The 22,453-nt window shown below is 56.6% G+C and carries 17 protein-coding genes; all 17 read left to right on the top strand.

Annotated elements, in window-relative coordinates; all coding sequences use genetic code 11:
• Positions 1-92: 92 nt before the first annotated feature.
• The 17 genes from AB4N48_RS09990 (at position 93) to AB4N48_RS09910 (ending at position 22,392) form a co-directional block, all read left to right on the top strand.
• Positions 93-1,397: a glycosyltransferase gene (locus AB4N48_RS09990; RefSeq protein WP_460095310.1), complete on the top strand. Its 1,305-nt coding sequence runs from the start codon at positions 93-95 to the stop codon at positions 1,395-1,397.
• Positions 1,398-1,504: 107 nt separating this feature from the next.
• Positions 1,505-2,368 carry a PI-PLC domain-containing protein gene (locus AB4N48_RS09985; RefSeq protein WP_460095309.1) on the top strand — a complete coding sequence of 288 codons (864 nt, stop codon included), beginning with the start codon at positions 1,505-1,507 and terminating at the stop codon, positions 2,366-2,368.
• A gap of 88 nt (positions 2,369-2,456) precedes the next feature.
• Complete coding sequence (locus AB4N48_RS09980) at positions 2,457-3,362, top strand: helix-turn-helix domain-containing protein (RefSeq protein ID WP_460095307.1); 906 nt, start codon at positions 2,457-2,459, stop codon at positions 3,360-3,362.
• Between the two features lie 341 nt (positions 3,363-3,703).
• Entirely contained in the window at positions 3,704-5,014 is a 1,311-nt protein-coding gene (locus tag AB4N48_RS09975; protein WP_056789755.1) for an ABC transporter substrate-binding protein, read from the top strand.
• Between the two features lie 156 nt (positions 5,015-5,170).
• On the top strand, positions 5,171-6,097 hold the full coding sequence (locus AB4N48_RS09970; protein WP_041480415.1) for a carbohydrate ABC transporter permease: 927 nt from the start codon (positions 5,171-5,173) through the stop codon (positions 6,095-6,097).
• Between the two features lie 8 nt (positions 6,098-6,105).
• Positions 6,106-6,936, top strand: coding sequence for a carbohydrate ABC transporter permease (locus AB4N48_RS09965; protein ID WP_016774872.1), 831 nt, complete (start codon positions 6,106-6,108; stop codon positions 6,934-6,936).
• Between the two features lie 164 nt (positions 6,937-7,100).
• Positions 7,101-8,204, top strand: coding sequence for an ABC transporter ATP-binding protein (locus AB4N48_RS09960; RefSeq protein WP_252884290.1), 1,104 nt, complete (start codon positions 7,101-7,103; stop codon positions 8,202-8,204).
• Between the two features lie 15 nt (positions 8,205-8,219).
• On the top strand, positions 8,220-9,692 hold the full coding sequence (locus AB4N48_RS09955) for a mannitol dehydrogenase family protein (RefSeq protein ID WP_460095303.1): 1,473 nt from the start codon (positions 8,220-8,222) through the stop codon (positions 9,690-9,692).
• Between the two features lie 219 nt (positions 9,693-9,911).
• A complete protein-coding gene (gene xylB, locus AB4N48_RS09950) occupies positions 9,912-11,408 on the top strand; it encodes a xylulokinase (protein WP_460095300.1) in 1,497 nt (498 codons plus the stop codon).
• Positions 11,409-11,421: 13 nt separating this feature from the next.
• Positions 11,422-12,360, top strand: a complete 939-nt coding sequence (locus tag AB4N48_RS09945) for a carbohydrate kinase family protein (RefSeq protein ID WP_460095298.1) — start codon at positions 11,422-11,424, stop codon at positions 12,358-12,360.
• Between the two features lie 77 nt (positions 12,361-12,437).
• Complete coding sequence (locus AB4N48_RS09940) at positions 12,438-13,025, top strand: transglycosylase SLT domain-containing protein (RefSeq protein WP_041480414.1); 588 nt, start codon at positions 12,438-12,440, stop codon at positions 13,023-13,025.
• Between the two features lie 275 nt (positions 13,026-13,300).
• Positions 13,301-15,349: a type VI secretion system Vgr family protein gene (locus AB4N48_RS09935; RefSeq protein ID WP_460095297.1), complete on the top strand. Its 2,049-nt coding sequence runs from the start codon at positions 13,301-13,303 to the stop codon at positions 15,347-15,349.
• Positions 15,340-16,197, top strand: a complete 858-nt coding sequence (locus tag AB4N48_RS09930; protein ID WP_375122247.1) for a DUF4123 domain-containing protein — start codon at positions 15,340-15,342, stop codon at positions 16,195-16,197. The genes AB4N48_RS09935 and AB4N48_RS09930 overlap by 10 nt, the downstream gene beginning before the upstream one ends.
• Before the next feature lie 28 nt (positions 16,198-16,225).
• A complete protein-coding gene (locus AB4N48_RS09925) occupies positions 16,226-19,780 on the top strand; it encodes a LysM peptidoglycan-binding domain-containing protein (RefSeq protein ID WP_460143636.1) in 3,555 nt (1,184 codons plus the stop codon).
• Entirely contained in the window at positions 19,777-20,784 is a 1,008-nt protein-coding gene (locus tag AB4N48_RS09920; RefSeq protein WP_460143635.1) for a tetratricopeptide repeat protein, read from the top strand. The genes AB4N48_RS09925 and AB4N48_RS09920 overlap by 4 nt, the downstream gene beginning before the upstream one ends.
• 96 nt (positions 20,785-20,880) lie before the next feature.
• Complete coding sequence (locus tag AB4N48_RS09915; RefSeq protein WP_460095288.1) at positions 20,881-21,852, top strand: tetratricopeptide repeat protein; 972 nt, start codon at positions 20,881-20,883, stop codon at positions 21,850-21,852.
• A gap of 270 nt (positions 21,853-22,122) precedes the next feature.
• Complete coding sequence (locus AB4N48_RS09910; protein WP_095180120.1) at positions 22,123-22,392, top strand: DUF2790 domain-containing protein; 270 nt, start codon at positions 22,123-22,125, stop codon at positions 22,390-22,392.
• Positions 22,393-22,453: the final 61 nt, after the last annotated feature.

Here is a 22,453-nt window from a genome sequence, read left to right as displayed (position 1 = left end):
TGAAACGGCTGGTCGGTGGACAGGGTGCATTTCAATCGCTTCGCTGTGGTTTAATTGCGCCCTTTTTTCTTCCATGGGTCAGAGGATCAGTCGTGAGCCATTCGCGTACCACCAAAGTTCTGGTCATCGGCTACGTCTGGCCAGAACCGCGCTCATCGGCGGCCAGCGGGCATGTCATGCAGATCCTCGAGACATTTCTCGATCAAGGCTGGGACATCACGTTCAGCAGCCCGGCCGGCCCGGGTGAACACAAGGCTGATCTGACGGCGCTGGGCATTCGCGAAGTATCGATCGAGCTCAACAACAGCAGTTTCGACACGTTCATCAGCGAGTTGGCGCCAGATATCGTGCTGTTCGATCAGTTCATGATGGAAGAACAGTTCGGCTGGCGGGTGGAGAAACACTGCCCGGACGCCCTGCGCCTCCTGGAAACTTCCGACCTGCAAAGCCTGCGGCATGCGCGTCATCAGCGCCTGAAGGACCGGCTGAAAAGCAACGACGAGCAGACTGATTTCACCGGGCTGTTTGCACCGGCATTGCCCGAAGAATTCCAGCTGATGGCCGGCACCGATCTGGCCAAACGGGAAATCGCTGCGCTGTATCGCTGCGACTTGAACCTGATGATTTCCGAAGTCGAGATCGACCTGCTGGTGGAGGAATTTGGCCTGCCCCGGCAAATCCTGCATTGGTGTCCGTTGATGATTGATCTTCCGGACACCGCCCCGCCAGGTTTCGAAGAGCGGGAGCATTTCCTCAGCATTGGCAACTTCCGTCACGCGCCGAACTGGGATGCCGTGCTCTGGATGAAGACCACCCTCTGGCCGCTGATCCGCGCGCGCTTGCCTCGCGCGCAACTGCATATCTATGGCGCCTATACGCCGCCCAAAGCCACCGCACTGCACAACCCGGCCCAAGGCTTTCACATCATGGACTGGGCCGAAGATGCACTTGAAGTGATGTCGGCAGCACGAGTCTGCCTTGCGCCATTGCGCTTCGGCGCGGGGATCAAGGGCAAACTGGTGGATGCCATGCTCTGTGGCACGCCGAGTGTGACCACACCGATCGGCGCCGAAGCCATGCACGGCGAAGCTCCGTGGCCGGGAGCCGTCGCCCTCGACGCAAACACCTTTGCCGAACAGGCGGTGCAACTGTACGAAAATCCGGCGCGCTGGCAGCAGGCGCAGATTCAGGCTTCGGCACTTTTGCAGCAGCGTTATCAGCGCAGCGTACATGGCCCGCGTCTGATCAACCGGATAGATGATTGCCGACAACACTTGGCACAACTTAGAAACGACAACTTCACCGGCGCCATGTTGCGACATCACACACTCAAAAGCACTCAATACATGGCTCAATGGATCGAAGCCAAAAACCAGTTGAGCCCAACAGAGCGCTGATTACATCAATTACATGACTTGCATTAAAAGCCAACTTTCGCAATAACACGAACATGCTTATAAACATCCTGCGCGCAACTTACTAACCACTTCGCAGGATGTGCAACATGGAAAACTTCGACGATATACCAACCCATCAATGGATGGCTTATTCACCACACATCGATAATCTTTCATTATTTGAAATGACCCTGCCCGGCGCGCATAACGCCGGTTGTGACTGGGAAGCGTCTTACGCCCTTATTCCCGGGAAAAACTGGCTTGCCTGCCAGGACGTTTCCTTTTATTCGCAGTTGAATCGCGGCGCTCGCGCACTTGATGTACGCCTTGTATACAACAGCAAGGCGAAACAACTGGCGAGATTCCGTTTCCACCACAATGGATTCAACTCTTCGCGAACGCTTGAAGACCTGATCAGGGACCTTAAGGGTTTTTATGAAAGAAGCCCGAATGAGTTTATCATTCTGGACTTTCATGAACTTTCCAGCGCTACAGATCCATTCAACCATGAGGAATTCAAAACAGCTTTGCTGGAGCACCTTGGGGAACGGATCATTCCCACCGACAATCTGCATCTGACAATTGGCCAACTCAAAGCCATCAATCCATTGCAACGCATCATGGTGGCCGCGCCGATGACCTGGGAAAGCGAAGACTTTCGTTTCTACAGACCAATCAATCACAAATGGATCGGCAAATCACAGGTCAGCACCTCGGATCTTTATGGCTATATAGACAACGTACTGAGCACACCTGTCAGTACGCTCCGCCCATGGTCGCTGTCGGCAACCAGTTACACACTCGGCGGCCCACAGCGGATCCTCGACAGTCTTGACGAGTGGTTCGACCCGGAAAAATCCGATTGGGCGCGCAAGTGCAACATTATCAATTTCGACTTCATCAAAAATTCCAACATCGTGCGTTTCTGCCAAATGGCCAACCTGCAAAAGGCGCGCGACAAGCTCAGCTGAGCGGTCACCACGGACGGCCGGTCGGAAGTGGCACAAATGGCAAAAAACGAGGCATGATCGCGCAGCGATAATAAAAAAGTGCCCCGTCATGACCCGAACCGCTCGCGTGACCGACCCTTCCTACGAGTTGATGGACGACCATAACGGTTTGTCCATCATCTACCGCCAGCACGGCTTCCCCTGCCCGCTGGTGCGCTGGCATTTCCACAAGGAGTACGAGCTGCACCTGATCGTGGCCAGCTCCGGCAAGGTGTTCATCGGCGATTACATCGGCAACTTCTATCCAGAGACTTTGTTTTTGACCGGTCCCAACCTGCCGCACAACTGGATCAGCCAGGTCTCCGAGGATGAAGTGGTGGAGAAGCGCGACATGCTGGTCAACTTCACCGACGAATTGTTCGAGAGCGGGCACCAGGTGTTCGCTGAGCTGAAATCCCTGGCGCCACTGCTTGAGCGTGCGCAGTACGGCATCGAATTTCGTTGCAAGCGCACGATCCGTCAGGCCATGACACTGATGCAGCGGATCGCCGACAGCACCGGCATCACTCGCCTCGGGCATTTTTTCATCCTGATGGAATTGCTCGCGGCCAGTGATGACTTCCAGTTGTTGTCCGGCGCCACCACGCCGCAACTGGCCGACGAACACAACATCGACCGCACCAACCGCGCGGTCGACTACATCTTCAGCCACTACGCGCGGGACATCTCACTGGAAGAAGTGGCCGAGCACCTGGGCATGACACCGACCTATTTCAGCCGGGTATTCAAACAGGCCACCGGGCGCAACTTCATCGAATTCGTCAATCGCCTGCGCATCAGCAAATCCTGTGAGCTGCTGGCCGATGGTGACAAACCGGTGACCGAGGTGTGCTTCGAGTCGGGCTTCAACAATATTTCCAACTTCAATCGACGCTTCCAGCAACTCAAGGGCATGACGCCGTCGCACTATCGACGGCTGGCGGTGCAACGGCTGACAGAACAGAACCATCTCTGACGACACGCCACCTGTGGGAGCGAGCCTGCTCGCGAAAGCGGTCTGTCATTGAAAAATCCTGTGGCTGACACACCATCTTCGCGAGCAGGCTCGCTCCCAAAAAAACCGTGCCCCGGCTGGCGAAATCTGTACGCATTCGCTAACGCCCCCTCGCGCAAAACCCCTTCCCTGCGTTCACCCGCTCAAACCCCAGTGCAAAAAAGTATCGACAAAAGTGCTAGGGATGATTTGTCAGCTCCGCCGTGGAAGGCTGTAATCAGCGCAGATTCTTCCTGCATTCGGAAGACACAAAAACAATAACTGTCCTTCTGCCCCGTCGGGTGTCAGAAAAGGAGTGCACGATGCAACCCACTGCAAAAGCTCTGCTCGCTCTCACCTGCATGACCCTCAGCAGCGTCAGCCTTGGCGCCCAGACCCTGACTATCGCCACCGTCAACAACAGCGACATGATCCGCATGCAGAAACTCTCGAAAACCTTCGAGAGCGAGCATCCGGACATCAAGCTCAATTGGGTGGTGCTGGAAGAAAACGTCCTGCGTCAGCGCCTGACCACCGACATCGCCACTCAGGGCGGCCAGTTCGACGTGTTGACCATCGGCATGTACGAAGCCGCACTCTGGGGCGGCAAGGGTTGGCTGGAGCCGATGAAGGACCTGCCGGCCAGTTACGCCCTCGACGATGTCTTTCCGTCGGTGCGCGAAGGCCTGTCGGTGAAGGGTTCGCTGTATGCGCTGCCGTTTTACGCGGAGAGTTCGATCACCTATTACCGCACCGACCTGTTCAAGGAAGCCGGGCTGACCATGCCGGAGCGGCCGACCTGGGAAGAGATCGCCGGGTTTGCCGAAAAGCTCACCCACAAAGACAAAGAGCAGTACGGCATCTGCCTGCGCGGCAAGGCTGGTTGGGGCGAGAACATGGCGCTGGTCACCACGGTCGCCAATGCTTATGGCGCGCGCTGGTTCGATGAGCAATGGAAACCGGAATTCAGCGGCCCGGAGTGGAAAAACGCGCTGAATTTCTACGTCAACACCATGAAGAAATCCGGCCCGCCGGGCGCATCCAGCAACGGTTTCAATGAAAACCTCGCCCTGTTCAACAGCGGCAAATGTGCGATCTGGGTCGACGCCAGCGTCGCTGGTTCGTTCGTCACCGACAAGACCCAGAGCAAGGTCGCCGATCACGTCGGTTTCACCTTCGCTCCGCATCAAGTCACGGATAAAGGCTCGGCGTGGCTGTATTCGTGGGCGCTGGCGATTCCGACCAGCTCCAAGGCCAAGGACGCAGCAAAAACCTTCAGCGCCTGGGCCACGTCCAAAGAGTACGGCGAACTGGTTGCCAAGACCGATGGCATCGCTAACGTGCCGCCGGGCACCCGCGCTTCGACCTACAGCGATGCTTACATGAGCGCCGCGCCGTTTGCCAAAGTGACGCTGGAATCGCTGAAGGCCGCTGACCCGAGCAAACCGACGCTGAAACCGGTGCCGTACATTGGTATTCAACTAGTGACCATTCCTGAATTCCAGGCAGTCGGCACCCAGGTCGGCAAGCTGTTCTCGGCGGCGCTGATCGGCCAGACCACGGTGGATCAGGCGCTGGCGGCGGCGCAGCAGACCACGGAACGCGAGATGAAGCGCGCGGGTTATCCCAAGTAACCGCTGAATGCCTTGCTCCTGCCTCTTGTGGGAGCGAGCCTGCTCGCGAAGGCGTCGTGTCAGCCAACACACATGACACTGACCCAGCGCTTTCGCGAGCAGGCTCGCTCCCACATGGGGATCTCCATAGGTCTGTATGACTCGGTTGTGAATGCCATGAATACTTCAACTGCCAAAGCCCACATCGACCTGTCGCCACCGCAGCGCAAGCTGCGCGTGCGCAATCCCGGCTGGTTTCTGGTCAGTCCTTCGGTGGCGCTGTTGCTGCTGTGGATGATCGTGCCGCTGGGCATGACCCTGTACTTTTCGATGATCCGCTACAACCTGCTCTACCCCGGCGAGAATGAATTCGTGGGGCTGGAGAACTTCACCTATTTCCTCACTGATTCGGGTTTCATGCCCGGCGCGACCAATACATTGCTGCTGGTTGGCAGCGTGTTGCTGATCAGCGTGGTCTTCGGCGTATTGATCAGCGCGTTGCTGGAGGCCAGCGAATTCCTTGGGCGCGGCCTGGTGCGGGTCATGCTGATCTCGCCGTTCTTCATCATGCCCACCGTCGGTGCGCTGATCTGGAAAAACCTGATTTTCCACCCGGTCTCGGGGATCCTCGCCTACATCTGGAAGCTGTTCGGTGCGCAACCGGTGGACTGGCTGGCGCACTACCCGCTGCTGTCGATCATCATCATTGTTTCGTGGCAATGGCTGCCCTTCGCGATCCTGATTCTGATGACCGCCATGCAGTCACTGGATCAGGAACAGAAAGAAGCCGCGCGCCTGGATGGTGCCGGCCCGATCGCGATTTTCTGGCACTTGACCCTGCCGCATCTGGCGCGGCCGATTGCTGTGGTGGTGATGATCGAAACAATCTTCCTGCTCTCGGTGTTCGCCGAAATCTTCACCACCACCAACGGCGGCCCCGGCTACGCCTCGACCAACCTGGCCTACCTGATCTACAACCAGGCGCTGGTGCAGTTCGACGTCGGCATGGCTTCGGCCGGCGGTTTGATTGCCGTGGTCATCGCCAACATCGCCGCGATCATTCTGGTGCGAATGATCGGCAAAAACCTGACTGACAAAGCGTGAGGCCTGCCATGACCCTCCAACAATCCCGTCGCCTGCAAAGCCTGCTGCTCGGCACGCTGGCCTGGGCCATCGCGATCGTGATTTTCTTCCCGATCTTCTGGATGGTGATGACCAGTTTCAAGAGCGAAATCGACGCTTTCGCCACGCCGCCGCAGTTCATCTTCACGCCAACGCTGGAGAACTATCTGCATATCAACGAGCGCAGCGACTACTTCAGCTTCGCCTGGAACTCGGTGGTGATCTCCTTCAGCGCCACCGCCCTGTGTCTGTTGATCGCGGTACCGGCGGCGTACTCGATGGCGTTCTATGAAACCCAGCGCACCAAAGGCACGCTGCTGTGGATGCTCTCGACCAAGATGCTGCCGCCGGTGGGCGTGCTGATGCCGATCTACCTGCTGGCCAAGAGTTTCGGCCTGCTCGACACGCGCATTGCGCTGATCGTGATCTACACGCTGATCAACCTGCCGATCGTGGTCTGGATGGTTTACACCTACTTCAAGGACATCCCCAAAGACATCCTCGAAGCCGCCCGCCTCGACGGTGCGACGCTGTGGCAGGAAATGGTCCGCGTGCTGCTGCCAATCGCCAAGGGCGGCCTCGCCTCGACCGTGCTGCTGTCGCTGATCCTGTGCTGGAACGAGGCGTTCTGGTCGCTGAACCTGACCTCATCGAATGCCGCACCGCTGACCGCGCTGATCGCCTCGTATTCAAGTCCCGAAGGGCTGTTCTGGGCCAAGTTGTCGGCCGTATCGACCCTGGCCTGTGCGCCGATTCTGATCTTTGGCTGGATCAGCCAGAAGCAACTGGTGCGCGGTCTCTCGTTCGGCGCCGTGAAATGAACATCCCGAATCCAACCCTATCCCCTGTGGGAGCGAGCCTGCTCGCGAAAGCGGAGTGTCATTCAACCCTGATGTCGACTGACACGGCCCCTTCGCGAGCAGGCTCGCTCCCACAGAAAAGCCGATCTGGTTTAACCCAATAATAAATTGCGGAGGCCCATCTCATGGCCAACCTGAAAATCAAGAATCTGCAAAAAGGCTTCGAAGGCTTTTCCATAATCAAGGGCATTGACCTTGAAGTGAACGACAAGGAATTCGTAGTCTTCGTCGGCCCGTCGGGCTGCGGCAAATCCACCCTGCTGCGCTTGATCGCCGGGCTGGAAGAGGTCAGCGGCGGCACTATCGAACTCGATGGCCGCGATATCACCGAAGTCAGCCCGGCCAAGCGCGATCTGGCGATGGTGTTCCAGACCTACGCGCTGTACCCGCACATGACGGTGAAAAAGAACATGTCGTTCGCCCTCGATCTGGCCGGCGTGCCGAAAGCCGAAGTCGAGCGCAAGGTCGGCGAAGCGGCACGCATTCTTGAACTCGGGCCGATGCTCGAGCGCAAACCCAAACAGCTGTCCGGCGGTCAGCGTCAGCGCGTGGCGATCGGCCGCGCCATCGTGCGCAACCCGAAGATTTTCCTCTTCGATGAGCCGCTGTCCAACCTCGACGCGGCGTTGCGCGTGCAGATGCGTCTGGAACTGCTGCGCCTGCATAAAGACCTGCAAGCGACGATGATTTATGTGACCCACGATCAGGTCGAAGCGATGACCATGGCCGATAAAGTCGTGGTGCTCAATGGCGGCAGAATCGAACAGGTCGGCTCGCCGCTGGACCTCTATCACAACCCGGCCAATCTGTTTGTCGCAGGCTTCCTCGGTACGCCGAAAATGGGTTTCCTCAAAGGCAAGATTGCCCGCATCGACGGCGCCAGCTGCGAAGTTTCGCTGGACGCCGGCACGCGCATCACCCTGCCGTTCAACGCCGCCAACCTCAGTGTCGGAGGCGCAGTGACGTTGGGCATTCGCCCTGAACACTTGGAGCTGGCGCAACCCGGCGACTGCACGTTGCAGGTGACTGCCGACGTCAGCGAACGCCTTGGCAGCGACACCTTCTGCCACGTCACCACCAGCGCCGACGAAGCCCTGACCATGCGCGTGCGCGGCGATCTGGCCAGCCGTTACGGCGAGCAATTGAGCCTGCGCCTGGACCCGACTCACTGCCATCTGTTCGATGCCGAAGGTGTGGCGCTGACCCGTCCACTGCGCGCTGCGGCCTGATTTCGAGACTATCCGATGAAACTCAACCAACAGAACCTCAATCGCCTCGCCGCCCAAGTGCAGCTGCCGGGCTACGACCTCGGCGCCACACGCCAGGGCATCGCCCACATCGGCGTCGGTGGTTTCCATCGTGCGCATCAGGCGTATTACACCGATGCCTTGATGAACACTGGCGAAGCGCTGGACTGGGCAATCTGCGGCGTCGGGCTACGCCCGGAAGATCGCCGCGCCCGCGATGATCTGCGCGAGCAGGATTACCTGTTCACCCTGTTTGAACTGGGCGACAGCGATGACACCGAAGTGCGCGTCATTGGCGCGATCCGCGACATGCTGCTGGCCGAAGATGGCGCGCAAGCACTGATCGACAAACTCGCCGAACCGCAGATCCGTATCGTTTCGCTGACCATCACCGAGGGCGGTTACTGCATCGACGACAGCAACGGCGAATTCATGGCGCACCTGCCGCAGATTCAACACGACTTGGCCCATCCCGAGGCGCCGGGCACCGTGTTCGGTTTCCTCTGCGCCGCGTTGGCCAAACGGCGTGCGGCGGGCGTTCCGGCATTTACTGTGATGTCCTGCGATAACCTGCCGCACAACGGCGCCGTCGCCCGTAAGGCGCTGCTGGCTTTCGCCGCCCTGCGTGATCCGGATCTGCGCGACTGGATCGACCAGAACGTCAGTTTCCCCAACGCCATGGTCGATCGCATCACACCGATGACCAGCACCGCGCATCGCCTGCAACTGGCCGACAAACACGGCGTCGACGATGCCTGGCCGGTGGTCTGCGAACCATTTGTACAGTGGGTGCTGGAAGACAAATTCGTCAGCGGCCGCCCGGCATGGGAAAAGGTCGGCGTGCAGTTCACCGACGATGTGTCGCCGTACGAAGAGATGAAAATCAAACTGCTCAACGGCAGTCACCTGGCGCTCACTTATCTGGGTTTCCTCAAGGGTTATCGCTTCGTCCACGAGACCATGAACGATCCGCTGTTCGTGCGTTACATGCGCGCTTATATGGATCTGGATGTCACGCCGCAGCTGGCCCCGGTACCGGGCATTGATCTGAGCGAATACAAGGACACGCTGGTCGCGCGGTTTTCCAATCAGGCGATTGCCGATCAACTGGAGCGTGTGTGTTCGGATGGCTCGTCGAAATTTCCCAAGTTCACCGTCCCGACGATCAATCGGCTGATCACTGATGGCCGCGAGACCAAACGTGCAGCTCTGGTCGTCGCGGCGTGGGCGTTGTATTTGAAGGGCGTGGATGAGAATGGCGATACGTATTCGATTCCGGATCCGCGAGCGGCTTTCTGTCAGGGATTGGTGGCGGACGATGGGTTGATCACGGAGCGGTTGCTGGGTGTTGAAGAGATTTTCGGCACAGCGATACCGAAGTCGGCGGAGTTTGTTGCGGCATTCGAGTGGTGCTGCCAGAGTTTGCGCGAGGTTGGGGTTTCGGGGACTCTGGAACGGGTGCTCGGCTGAAAAGCCCCTCACCCTAGCCCTCTCCCGGAGGGAGAGGGAACCGACCGCGTGGTTCTTCCGTTATTCATCGACCTGAAATTCCGAGTCGAATACAGAGTGTGAAAGGCATGAAAATCTGCTCCCTTTCCCCCTCGCCCCCTTGGGGGCGGTCCGACGTTTCGGGAGGGCTGGGGTGAGGGGGTAGCTCTTGATCTTCAGCGCAATCTGACAGGCCCATACATGACAACAACAAAGCTCTTCCTGGGTATCGACTGCGGCACCCAAGGCACCAAAGCGATCATCCTCGACGCCGACAGCGGTCAGGTGCTCGGTCTGGGCGCGGCGCCGCACACGATGATCAGCGGCGCCAACGGCCGCCGCGAACAAGACGTTCAACAGTGGCTCGACGCATTCGTCAGCGCCACCCGCCAGGCCTTGCAAGCGGCAGAAGTCGACGGTCAGGCGATCCTCGGTGTCGGCGTCTCCGGCCAGCAACACGGTTTGGTCCTGCTCGATGAGCAAGGCGCAGTGCTGCGCCCGGCCAAGCTCTGGTGCGATACCGAAACCACGCCGGAAAACGAGCGCTTGCTCGCGCAAATGGGCGGCGAGCAAGGTTCGCTGGAACGCCTCGGCGTGGTCATTGCGCCGGGCTACACGGTGTCGAAACTGCTCTGGACCAAAGAGCAGCATCCCGACGTGTTCTCACGCATCGCGCGGATTCTGTTGCCTCACGACTACCTCAATTACTGGCTCACTGGCCGCGCCTGCAGCGAATACGGCGACGCCTCCGGCACCGGCTACTTCGACGTGCGCACGCGGCAATGGGATGTGCAGATCCTGCGCGACATCGACGCCAGCGGCCGTTTGCAAACCGCGCTGCCGGAGCTGATCGACGCGCACGCCGCCGTCGGCACCCTCCTCCCGGCAATCGCCGAGCAACTCGGCATCAACCCCAACGCGGTGGTCTCGAGCGGCGGTGGCGACAACATGATGGGCGCCATTGGTACCGGCAATATTCAGCCCGGCGCGATCACCATGAGCCTCGGTTCGTCCGGCACGGTCTACGCCTATTCGGAGGAGCCGAACGTCAGCGCCGATGCCTCGGTTGCCACGTTCTGTTCCTCCAGCGGCGGCTGGCTGCCGCTGATCTGCACCATGAATTTGACCAACGCCACCGGTGCGATTCGCGAACTGTTCAGGCTCGATCTGCCGACCTTCAACCAACTGGTCGCGCAGTCGCCGATCGGCGCCGAAGGCGTGAGCATGCTGCCGTTCCTCAACGGTGAGCGCGTCCCCGCCCTGCCCCACGCCACCGGCAGCCTGCATGGCCTGACCATGGACAACCTGACCCAGGCCAATCTGTGCCGCGCGGCCGTCGAAGGCACCACCTTCGGTTTGCGTTACGGGCTGGATTTGCTTCGCCAGAATGGTTTACAAAGCCTGCGCATTTGCCTGATCGGCGGCGGCTCGAAGAGCGCGGTGTGGCGGCAGGTCGTCGCCGACATCATGAACGCCCCGGTCATCTGCACCGAGCAAAGCGAAGCCGCCGCACTGGGTGCGGCGATTCAAGCGGCGTGGTGCGCATCGCGCTCGAACGGCGATGATGTGTCCCTGGCCGATCTGTGCGAACGCTGCGTCAAACTCGACGCGCGCAGTGAAACCCTGCCGATCGCCGCCAATGTCGCGGCGTTCCAGCAGGCTTACGAACGCTATCAACAGCATGTCGCAACCCTATAACGAGCAAACAACTATGTACCTGGTGTGTGGCGAAGCCCTGTTTGATTTCTTCAGCGAAAACGATGCCAGCGGTCTGGCCTCGAAAGTCAATTTCAAGGCAATTGCCGGCGGCTCGCCGTTCAACGTTGCCGTAGGTTTGCGGCGTTTGGGCGTGGACTCGGCGCTCTTCGGTGGGCTGTCCACCGACTACCTCGGCCGCCGTTTGCAGCGAGTGCTGCAGGACGAAGGCGTGCGCCCGGACTATCTGGTGGATTTTGCCGCGCCGACCACCCTGGCGATGGTCGCGGTAGGCGCCAATGGCTCACCGCACTACAGCTTCCGTGGCGAAGGCTGTGCCGACCGGCAACTGAGCGAGGCGCATCTGCCGACACTTGGCGACGAGGTGCGCGGCCTGCACATTGGCTCGTTTTCGCTGGTGGTGCAGCCGATTGGCGACACGTTGCTGAAACTGGTCCAGCGCGAAAGCGGCAAACGCCTGATCAGCCTCGACCCCAACGTGCGCCTCAATCCCGAGCCGAACATCGAGCTATGGCGCGAACGCATCGCCACGCTGGTACGACTGGCCGATCTGATCAAAGTCAGCGACGAGGATCTGAGCCTGCTCTATCCCGAGCAAGATCCGCAGCATGTTATTGAAGGCTGGCTCGAACATCGCTGCCAGATCGTGTTCCTGACACGCGGTGGCGACGGCGCAACGGTGTTCAGTCGCACCCATGGCTCGTGGTCGGTGCCGGCCAACCCGGTTCAGATCGCCGATACGGTAGGCGCCGGCGACACCTTCCAGGCGGCGCTGATCACCTGGCTGACCGAACATTCGCTGGACTCGGTAGAAGGCGTCCAGCAGCTCAGTCGAGAGCAAATCGACGGCATGCTCAGGTTCGCCGTACAAGCCGCCGCGCTGACCTGCAGCAAAACCGGTCCGGATCTGCCCTATCGTCATCAATTGAGCTGAGCGCGTAGACTGTCGGCCTTTTTGCGCACGACGGAAAACAGCTCTTGAATTACAGGCACATCCTCGCCCTCCTGACCATGGCCACCCTGCTGAGCGGTTGCGGCACCTCGCCGCCCCGCTCCCCGGAAGACATCTGCGCAATCTTCCGCGAGAAAAGCGATTGGTACGACGCTGCGCAAGTCACGCAGAAACGCTGGGGCGTGCCGATCCAGGTGCCGTTCGCGATCATGTATCAGGAATCCGGCTACCGCTACGACGCCAAGACGCCGCGCAAATACCTGCTCTGGGTGATTCCTTGGGGCCGCGTCTCGACCGCGTCCGGCTACGCGCAAGCCAAGGACGAAGTCTGGGCCGACTACCAGAAAAGCACCGGCCGCAACTGGGCCGATCGCGAAGACTTCGACGACGCCATCGACTTCGTCGGCTGGTACATGGACAAGACCACCTCGATCAACGGCGTGTACAAATACGACGCCTATAACCAATACCTGAACTACCACGAAGGCTGGGGCGGCTTCCGCAACAAGACCTACGCGAGCAAAGCCTGGCTACCGCCGACCGCGCGCAAGGTGCAGAACCGTTCGGATCTGTATGCGCAGCAATATGCCGGCTGCAAGGAAGACCTCAATCGCGGGTTCTGGAGCCGGTTCTGGCATTGGTTGTAGAAGCCCTTCGCGAGCAGGCTCGCTCCCACAAGACCTTAGTGAACGCCGATTTTGTGTACACCCGAGAAACCTGTGGGAGCGGGCTTGCCCGCGATGGCAATCTCTCAAACACCATCAAAGTCTATGAAAGGCCCGATTTCACTGACCCAAACCGCCCTCCTAAGGGTTTTCCCTATGGCACTGACGCCCCACACCTACGCCATTTGCGCCTTGAATGAGGCCGTCTAATCCTGCAACATCCATCACCTGCTTATTCAACGGACGGAATTCAAGGCATGCTGGACGCCAATGCAACCCACATCACCCTCTCGATCGAAGACGCCAACGCCGACCTGCAAGTCCTCAGCTTCACCGGTCGCGAAGCCCTCAACGAACCGTTCCGTTTCGACCTCGAACTGGTCAGCGCCCGCCCCGACCTGAAGCTCGAAGAGCTACTGCACAAGCGCGCCTGCCTGACCTTCGGCGCCACCGGAGAAGGCAAGATTCACGGCCAGGTCTACCGCATCGAGCAGGGCGACTCCGGCAAGACCCTGACCCGCTACAGCATCAGCCTGATGCCGCAACTGGCGTATCTGCAGCACAACCATGATCAGCAGATCTTCCAGCAACTGACGGTGCCGAAAATCATCGCCCAGGTGCTGGAAGATCGCGGCATTCTCTCTGACGCCTACAGCTTCCAGCTCGGCGCCGAGTATCCGGAACGCGAGTATTGCGTGCAATACGATGAGTCCGACCTGCATTTCATCCAGCGTCTGTGCGAAGAGGAAGGCATCCACTTCCACTTCCAGCACAGCAGCAGCGGCCACAAACTGGTGTTCGGCGACGACCAGACGGTGTTCCGCAAACTGAAGCCGGTCAGCTACCAGCAAGACTCCGGCATGGCCGCCGAGAAGCCGGTGATCAAGCGCTTCAACCTGCGCCTGGAAACCCGCACCACCCGCGTCAGCCGCCGCGACTACGATTTCGAAAAACCCAAGCTGCTGCCCGAAGGCGCGGTCAAATCCGAATTCGCCCCGGACCTGGAAGACTACGATTACCCCGGCCGCTTCACGACTCGCGAGCGCGGCAAGTTCCTCTCAACCCGCGCCCTCGAGCGCCATCGCAGCGACTACAAACTCGCCGAAGGCAAAGGTGATGAACCGACGCTGACCAGCGGCCATTTCCTCACGCTCGCCGAACACCCGCGCGCCGAGTGGAACGATCTGTGGCTGCTGCTGGAAGTCTTCCACGAAGGCAAACAGCCGCAAGTGCTCGGCGAAAACGTCACCAGCGACGTCACCGACAACAAAAGCGATTTCCATCAGGGCTACCGCAACAGCTTCCTCGCCACCCCGTGGGACGCGCACTACCGCCCTGCCCTCGAACATCCGAAACCGAAAGTCCTCGGCAGCCAGACCGCCGTTGTGACGGGCCCGCCCGGTGAAGAAATCCACTGCGATCAGTACGGCCGCATCAAAGTGCAATTCCACTGGGACCGCGACGGCCAGTCTGACGACAAAACCACCTGCTGGATGCGCGTCGCCAGCGGCTGGGCCGGCGCAGCCTACGGCGGCATCGCCATCCCGCGCATCGGCATGGAAGTGCTCGTCACCTTCCTCGAAGGCGACCCCGACCAGCCCCTCGTCACCGGCTGCCTGTACCACAAGGAAAACGTCGTCCCCTACGACCTGCCCGCCAACAAGACCCGCAGCACCTTCAAAACCCTCAGCTCCCCGGGCGGCAAGGGTTACAACGAATTCCGCATCGAAGACAAGAAAGGCGCCGAACAGATCTACATCCACGCCCAGCGCGACTGGGACGAAAACATCGAACACGACCAGAAAATCCGCGTCGGCAACGAACGCCACGACACCGTTGAAGCCAACGTGTTGAGCGAGTTCAAGGTTGAAGAGCACCGGATCACCCATCTGAATCGCATCGGTGAGATGCGCGCGGATGATCACCTGACGGTGGGAGTGACGCAGCATGTGAAGGTTGGGACTGGGCAGTTTGTTGAGGCCGGCAACGAAATCCATTATTACGCCGGCCAGAGAGTCGTGGTCGAAGGCGCCATGGAACTGACCGCCAAGGCTGGCGGCAGCTTCGTCAAGGTCGATGCGGGTGGCGTGACCATCAGCGGCGCTGAGGTGAAGGTCAATACCGGCGGCTCGCCCGGGGTGGGCACGCCGGCGGCGCCGTTGTTGCCGGGGCCGATGAAGGTTGCGGATGCGGATAAGGCGGGGAAAGCACCGCTCCCTGCCCGTCTTAATGAGTCAGGTATTACCCCGCTGTGTGGAAAACAGAGTAACGGCGCTTGCAGCCGTAAGGATTGCACATGCATGTAAAAGCGCTGAGCGCTCTCCTCGCCGAGCCTCGTTACAACTTTTCTGACTTGCCCGCTACCAGCGAGTCGCTGTGTTTCATCATTGACCAAGGGCTCCAGCCTGACGCTTTAGGCCGTCTTTATCGATTAGGCGAACCCGTCGTCGCTCAAGGTCTGTTTGTAGGGACAGACCTTGCAGGGATTCCTGACGAGCCATTGTGGCTGGTGGCCCCAAAGGGCGGCAAAGTGGCAAAGGTCGCTGTGGAACTATGTGAGGAACGCTTTTCGGGAATCGCAATCTCAACCCGGGATCCTGGAAAAGCTCTGGCTCATGCGCGCTGGCTGCTTAAGGCAAACGATGGTTCAGGTGGCCAAAGTCTGCTGAGTTTCCACAAGCCGAGTCTATGGGCTGCGCTGGCCTACACCGCCGATAAAGCATTCGATCAGTTACTAGGCTGCTGGGATGCGGTCTACAGCCCGGCGCCAATTCATTTCGGTCAAGAGCGTGGGCGATGGCTCACCTGGAAGGCCACCGATCAATCAACGTGGGACGGTGACAGAGCGGCGTTCAATCTGCCCGAGGCGGCCGCGAAAGTACAAGCGCGTCTGGGCTGGATGTACTGGATCGATGAGGAATACGCAGCATTCAATGAGCCAGACGATGACCGCTTGAATGACATCGCGGACAACCTCGACATGTTGCTCAAAAACAACATTTATGATGGCGATCACCTGCTCAAGCTTGGCCATGTCGTGAACGGTCCGCTGTTCGAGACCCAGCTTGGGATCATGGCGATCCTGCAATCAAAGGACGAGTCGTTTATCAAAGTAGATCGGCTCCTGGAATCAGCCGCCGTTGCCCAACACTAAGGCGACGCGACAACAGAACGGAATCACCATGGAAATTACAAATCACGCTGTGATGCCCGGCGAAACTCTGGGCCAGATTGCTACGCGCTACAACACTACTGTGGCGCAACTTCGTCAGATGAACCCCTTCATCACCAACCCGGATAACGTCAAAGTCGGATGGAACCTGAGCGTTCCGAAAAGCGCACTAACGCCTGCTGCGCCTGCCGCTCAGACACCTGCCGCGGCTCAACCGCCTGCGCAAACTACCCCGGAAGCCGCAACTCAGTGCTCTGCGGAGGATCTGGTTGAACTGGAGCCTGTCAAAGATACCCCTGATCAGAGCTCAAAGACTTTCAAACCGCACGCGCCTCCCTGCTCGAAAAAGTTTGCAAGTGCGATTTATGCCACCGAAGAGCAAGAATTTTGGCTGCTTCCCGAACGGGCAAAGTCCGCCATCAAAGAATCCATGTTCGCCCTGGATAAAATGATTGCGCCCAGCAAACCACGTGATGCACGCCTGAACGGGTTGCAGGAATCTGGTTTGCTGGAATACTTCCTTGAGCCTAAGTTGAGTAATTTCCTCACGGGCGCACAGCGTGCACGTATGGAAGAGTTTGAAGCGATGGGCGATGAGATCGAAATCGATCCAGCCACCGCTAAAAAAAGGCAGAACGAAGCTAATGGAAACAAACCGGCAGTCGCTCCTGCTCAGTCCACGGAGGAGGAGACGCCAGTATCTCGCCTCGACCGTCTAGCGGCAGACATAGCTACTGACCAGCGCGTTCACGAAGCATATGCCGACTTTTACAAGCGGCGGGCTGAGTGGGTCGCGTTAAAAAAAGAAGCGGTAGCGGCCGCTAAGTTAGAAGGCTACACCTACGAAAGCGGCTCGCTGTACTCCAAGGAGGCGATTGAAGCGCGGGCACGCGTGCAAGCTTATCTGGAGGCTCGCAAGAAATTCCTCGGCAACAAAAACTTCAAGCAGGTATCGCTGGAAGACGTTGCCAAAGCCTTGGCAGAGAAGAAAAAAAGCTACGAAAACATCTGCAGCGGCATGACTGACTGCACCGCCGATCTGGTCGGCTATGTTTACACACTACACAAAAACGCCGATGCGCTTGATTACCACGCTTACACCGAATCCATCATGAAGGCTTCCGATTATGGAATCGCGCTTCCAGAGTTTGCGCTGATAAACGACGGCCTTGCCTCTGGCATCGAACAATTCAAGCTGTATTTGGATACAGAGAAAAAGCAATCGGAAGCAACTGCGCAACTTCAGGACAAGTACAAACGCTGGATCGAAGCAACAGGCCAAAATGCCCAGGCCCCTGCAGGTTTGGTGGAAGCAGAGCGTGCAAAGTGGGACCAACTGCAGAAAATCAAAGAAGACCTCTATACAGCCGCTCAGAATAATGTCAACGCGACGAAACCCCGACGTTATCTGATCTGGGAGCCGGAAGCGTTCCAGCCCAAGCCAGTAGATCGCATGGTTAAACCTGGTTTTCCTTTGCGCGAAGTCAGCCTTTCGGACGCCAAGGGCACTCCGTTGGGCTGGTTCAGTATGTCGAACCTGAAAGACGCAAAAAAAATAATGAAAGAGGACTTCAAAAAAGTCCCTGGCTCTGTATCCAAGGCCTTTAAAAGTCCCCCGACAGATGCCACTGAAGGTTCTGATAAAAACAGTGAGCTCAGTTCGTTCCGCCAATGGCTGTTGGCTCAGGGCGCTGTAAAGTTCAGCGATCAGGTCGGCGACTGTTTCGATGAAAAAGGTTGGTTCAAAGCCAAAGACTTTTACGCTCACTTAAAAAAGGAAGGCTATGAGGTCACTGAACTAGAGGACGAGGCAGCTCTTACCAATTGGGGTAAGCATCTTCAGCAGCTGGTGTTTCAGAAAAGTGTACGCGGTAAAGTGAGACTCTTCGATGCCAGTCCTCAGGCGCAGTTCGTTCGCTGCCTGACACCTCCACAACCAAGCATTCACGCTGAAGTGAAGCTGGAAAGCCCCCCCATCAGCGCTGCAGAAGGTTTTCAAGCGTCGGCCAGCGCGGGGATGAGCCTCGACTTGGCACGCGGCGAAGTGGAATTGATGAAAGTCGATATGCCCGCCCAAGCGAGCGCACAGGAAATCACGCTCGACTACCTATTGGACGGTAGCCCACAAAAAATGAATTTTGGGCGTTTCTCCTTCCACTTCGGCGTGAAGGCGTGGGGATATGCTGGTGCTTCGCTGCTACTTGCCGGCAGCGTCGAATTGAGCCCTATCTTCGGTAACGTCAAATACGGTGCCTCACTGAGCCCGGTCAAACGCGCACAGCGTGAAGATGCCTCAGCCAAACAGGAGCGCGCCGATCACGCAGCCGCCAAGCAAGCAAAAGCCGACAGTGGCGACGATAGTCCTACTCCAGATCTCGTCCATCAATCAAAAGCCCCCACCGCTGCGGGCACCCTGAGCACAGGTCAGATGTCGACTGGTCGCCTCGCCAATGGTCAAATCGAAAATGGCGCGAAGGCAAGCTTCAACGTATTCGGCGGTTTGCAAGCCGCTATTGAGCTCACTGGTGCACTAAACTGGGCGCCGCCAAAAGAGCTCGTCGCCCGAAGTACCGCGCCATCGTTGGGTATAAGCGGTCCTAAAGACGCAAGGACAGCCAATCCATGGCTGACGCTTGCAAAATTGGGCGGGTCCGTAGGAATCGCGTTAGGCGCAGGATTTCAAGGGAACGCTCAGGTTTCTCTTGATAAAGGACGGTTCATTCTTAATTTGAAGGCAACAGTAGTGCTTGGACCGGGCGCTAACGGTAGTTTCAAATTTGAAGTGGGTTATGAGGCGGTGGTCGACCTCATTAACATATATCGCAAAGAGCTGCATAAGACCAAAGGCCGTAAAGTTGAGTGGATGGATCCTGAAGCGAGTGAGTATGCCTCCGCACTTAACGCTTTGGGCGTTGCCGGATTGAATGTGGCAATGGCATACATGATGCGTTGGGATGTTGTGATGGGTCTTTATGAGTCTCTGACGCGACGTGGCAAGGGCGGACCGATTGCGGACGCGATCATGAATTATAAGAACCAAAGCGAGCTCGAAGAGTGGATTATTAATGCAATTCCTAACGCGCTGGGCCCACTGTTAAGAACGCTTATAAGCCAGCCCGAAGAGTTTAAAATTACTACAGCCAGTCCTGAAAACAATAGCATATCTGACAAGGGTCGCACATATAGTCAATCCGAAGGCCATGTTCTCCAGCAAAAAGCCATAGAAAGAATTTTGCGCTGGATAGTCAACAATGCAAAAAAAACCAACACTATTGACAAAGCACAAAGACAATTTGAACTCGCATGCATGTCAATGAATGAGTTTGGCATAAAAGAGCAAGCTGGAGAACAAGAGTATTGCAAAAATCGTATGTCACTAGATACTTTCATGGCGGAAAGCGTTCAAAGCCTCTTTGACGATACAATTGTTGAAGTACGTAAAAACTATAAATCGCACGCAAAATTACTTGGCGCAAATCTGGCCGATTATTGTCAACAAAATTATGTCCCATCACCAACCTACTCGCTTAGTGGGGCGACACCCTATTTAAAAGGCTACCAATGAACAGACTAATAAAAATCAAATTAAATCAAATCATTCTAATGTTCAGCTTGGGTTTGATTTCAGTATCGCCGTATAGCGCCAATTTTACCAATGCATCCTCAGTCCCTCAGCAAAGTGGACCAAGCGGAATCATTCTTTACAACCAGATGAAAATAGATGCGGCCATTCCACAGCTAGAGCGAGAGGCAAAAGACGGCGCAATAGAATCACAGTATTATCTTGCCGAAGCTCTTCGAAAGAAAAATGGATACATGACTCCCGAAGCCCAATTTTGGTATGAATCGGCAGCAGAGAAAAAAAACATATACGCAATGATTCAGTTGGGTCGAGCAAAAAAAGATCTTTGCGCAACGATGGGAAATTGCCCGTCGTCAAAAAAAACTCAAGCAGAATGGTTCGTAGAGGCAAAAAAAATAACGTTACCTAAGGCAAATGATGGCGATCCTGAATCTTTATACTTGATGTACGAAATCACGCTGGATCACCATTGGTTAGATAAATCTGCTAATGCAGGCTATCCGCTCGCGCAATATTGGATGGCGATCAGCGAAAGGCAGGGAGAGGGTTACTTCTTTACTCCTGGAGGACGTGAAGCGTCGGTCAAAAAATGGCTGCTACTCTCTGCGGAAGGTGGCAACCCTAAAGCTATGATGCAATATCTAGAGACGCTTTATAAGCAAGGAGACATGGCGAGCATTCGACATTGGCTCGAGAAGGCTGCCGCAACAGGCGAACAAGCTGCAATGAGTAACTATGGTGCGTACATTTCACATACGCCAGATAAAGTAGGTTACTCTTTGGATTTAGTCAAAGGCTACGCTATTTTCTCTTTGTTAAAAGAACTCGGTGACGCCGGTGGCGTGCAAGATTATGTTGACCGTAAAATCGAACAAATTTCTGAAAAGATGACACCAGAACAAATTGAAGAATCAAAAATCGTCGCTGAACAATGGAAAACCACTCACCCACCGCTGTCTTTCTTCCCCGACAAGCTGAGTAATTGAGTATATTTTTAGGTGATCCGCACCCGAGATTTCATCCCGATGAATTATCGCCCTTGCCCTTGATGAACGACTCCACATGATTAGGCAAAGATTTCAATGAAACTGCTGGCAACTGCGTTAACATTTTTAAGCCTAGTATCAGCCCAGTCAAACGCGCTTACAAACGAACAATCTCAGGCAAAGATCAAGGGCATTGAACTATACAATCAATACAAAGCCATCTCCGCAATTGAACCATTACAAATAGCAGCCGACGGCGGTGACGATGAAGCACTTTATTATCTCGGTGAAGCGCTAAGAAAAAACAACCGTCACATGACTCCGGAGGCTAAAAAAGCATACGAAAGCTCCGCAAAAAAGGGGAACATCTACGCCATGTTTCGCCTTGGAAGGATTGGAGAAGATTTGTGTACGACCATGAAAAACTGTCCTCCAGGTGAAGATTCTGCCAGCAGCTGGGTGATTAAAGCTAAAAGCCTTGCCGTTGAACGAGCAAAGCAGGGAGATAGCGAATCGATGTACTTGTTATATGAAATGACGGGCAACGATGAATGGTTGGAGAAATCCGCAGAGAACGGATTCGCATTTGCTCAGTTCCGTCTGGCGACGAAGTACCAAGAAGGGAATGGCTCATTTTTACTACCCTCAAGGCGCAAACAAGCTATCGAACGATGGATGAAGGCGTCCGCTGAAAATGGTTATCCACTCGCAATGATGGGGTTAGCCGCAATCATGATAGAAAAAAATGATCTAGCCTCGTTCAGATTCTGGAACGAGAAAGCCGCCGACTCAAGCTATGTAGAAGGTGTATTTGGATATGCATCCTACATAGGTGAAGAAAACTCCAAGTACGGTTTCGCATTCGACCCAATTAAGTCCTATGCTCTACTTTCAAATCTGCTGGAGCTTAATGGCGGAGGTAACGTAACACGAGATGTCAATGACACATTACCTGACATAGAAAAAAACCTGTCAAAAGAGCAATTAGAAAAAGCAAAAGAACTCGCAAAAACGTGGAAGGCCACTCACCCACCGCTCTCGTTTTTTCCAGATAAGTTAGGGTACTGAAATTTAGCAGCACAGCCTTATCATTAATTTTTTTCGAGCACGTCAAAGCCCGTACCCTAATGATTCATATCGCAAACGACAAATGCCCGAGACAAGGGAAAAGCAACCGTAAATAACTCAGCTCATGTTCACATCGGTTAACTCAGCCTTAACGCCACAGTCAGAGACTCCATATCACCGCACACCCTCAGCTCTCCCCCGCTGACGCCCAGTGCGGCAGGCTCGCCCGGCTTCGTGCCGGGCGCCTACCCGCAACGCTGGAGTCCTCTCATGAACATTCGTCCCTTCCTGCTCACTGCCACCCTCGCCTGCAGCTCATACGCCGCACTGGCCCAAGCCAACGTCACCTCCGCCACATCGAATCAAACACCCTACCAATACGGCATGCCCCTCCACGTGGCAAAGGTGCTTTCGCTAACCGAGCCGCCGACCTCGGAATGCAAAGTCATCACCGCCGACATGAAATACATCGACAACACCGGCAAGCCCGCACAAATCAGTTACAGGAAATTATCTGACGCTTGCAGTCAACAGAACTGACAGACGCTTCTGATTTTCCGGTTGGCCATAGGCTTGGGGTGGCTTCGGCGGTTATGCTCGG

The sequence above is a fragment of the Pseudomonas sp. S2_C11 genome, assembly GCF_054668395.1.
Note: the sequence above shows the minus strand (reverse complement) of the source record. Positions and strands in the feature narration are given on the sequence as shown.

Coding starts and splice junctions, on each gene's coding strand:
- AB4N48_RS09965 (WP_016774872.1), top strand. CDS start 6,106: ATGACCCTCCAACAATCCCGTCGCCTGCAAAGCCTGCTGCTCGGCACG.
- AB4N48_RS09910 (WP_095180120.1), top strand. CDS start 22,123: ATGAACATTCGTCCCTTCCTGCTCACTGCCACCCTCGCCTGCAGCTCA.
- AB4N48_RS09960 (WP_252884290.1), top strand. CDS start 7,101: ATGGCCAACCTGAAAATCAAGAATCTGCAAAAAGGCTTCGAAGGCTTT.
- AB4N48_RS09925 (WP_460143636.1), top strand. CDS start 16,226: ATGGAAATTACAAATCACGCTGTGATGCCCGGCGAAACTCTGGGCCAG.
- AB4N48_RS09975 (WP_056789755.1), top strand. CDS start 3,704: ATGCAACCCACTGCAAAAGCTCTGCTCGCTCTCACCTGCATGACCCTC.
- AB4N48_RS09935 (WP_460095297.1), top strand. CDS start 13,301: ATGCTGGACGCCAATGCAACCCACATCACCCTCTCGATCGAAGACGCC.
- AB4N48_RS09980 (WP_460095307.1), top strand. CDS start 2,457: ATGACCCGAACCGCTCGCGTGACCGACCCTTCCTACGAGTTGATGGAC.
- AB4N48_RS09930 (WP_375122247.1), top strand. CDS start 15,340: ATGCATGTAAAAGCGCTGAGCGCTCTCCTCGCCGAGCCTCGTTACAAC.
- AB4N48_RS09985 (WP_460095309.1), top strand. CDS start 1,505: ATGGAAAACTTCGACGATATACCAACCCATCAATGGATGGCTTATTCA.
- AB4N48_RS09955 (WP_460095303.1), top strand. CDS start 8,220: ATGAAACTCAACCAACAGAACCTCAATCGCCTCGCCGCCCAAGTGCAG.
- AB4N48_RS09940 (WP_041480414.1), top strand. CDS start 12,438: ATGGCCACCCTGCTGAGCGGTTGCGGCACCTCGCCGCCCCGCTCCCCG.
- xylB (WP_460095300.1), top strand. CDS start 9,912: ATGACAACAACAAAGCTCTTCCTGGGTATCGACTGCGGCACCCAAGGC.
- AB4N48_RS09970 (WP_041480415.1), top strand. CDS start 5,171: ATGAATACTTCAACTGCCAAAGCCCACATCGACCTGTCGCCACCGCAG.
- AB4N48_RS09915 (WP_460095288.1), top strand. CDS start 20,881: ATGAAACTGCTGGCAACTGCGTTAACATTTTTAAGCCTAGTATCAGCC.
- AB4N48_RS09945 (WP_460095298.1), top strand. CDS start 11,422: ATGTACCTGGTGTGTGGCGAAGCCCTGTTTGATTTCTTCAGCGAAAAC.
- AB4N48_RS09920 (WP_460143635.1), top strand. CDS start 19,777: ATGAACAGACTAATAAAAATCAAATTAAATCAAATCATTCTAATGTTC.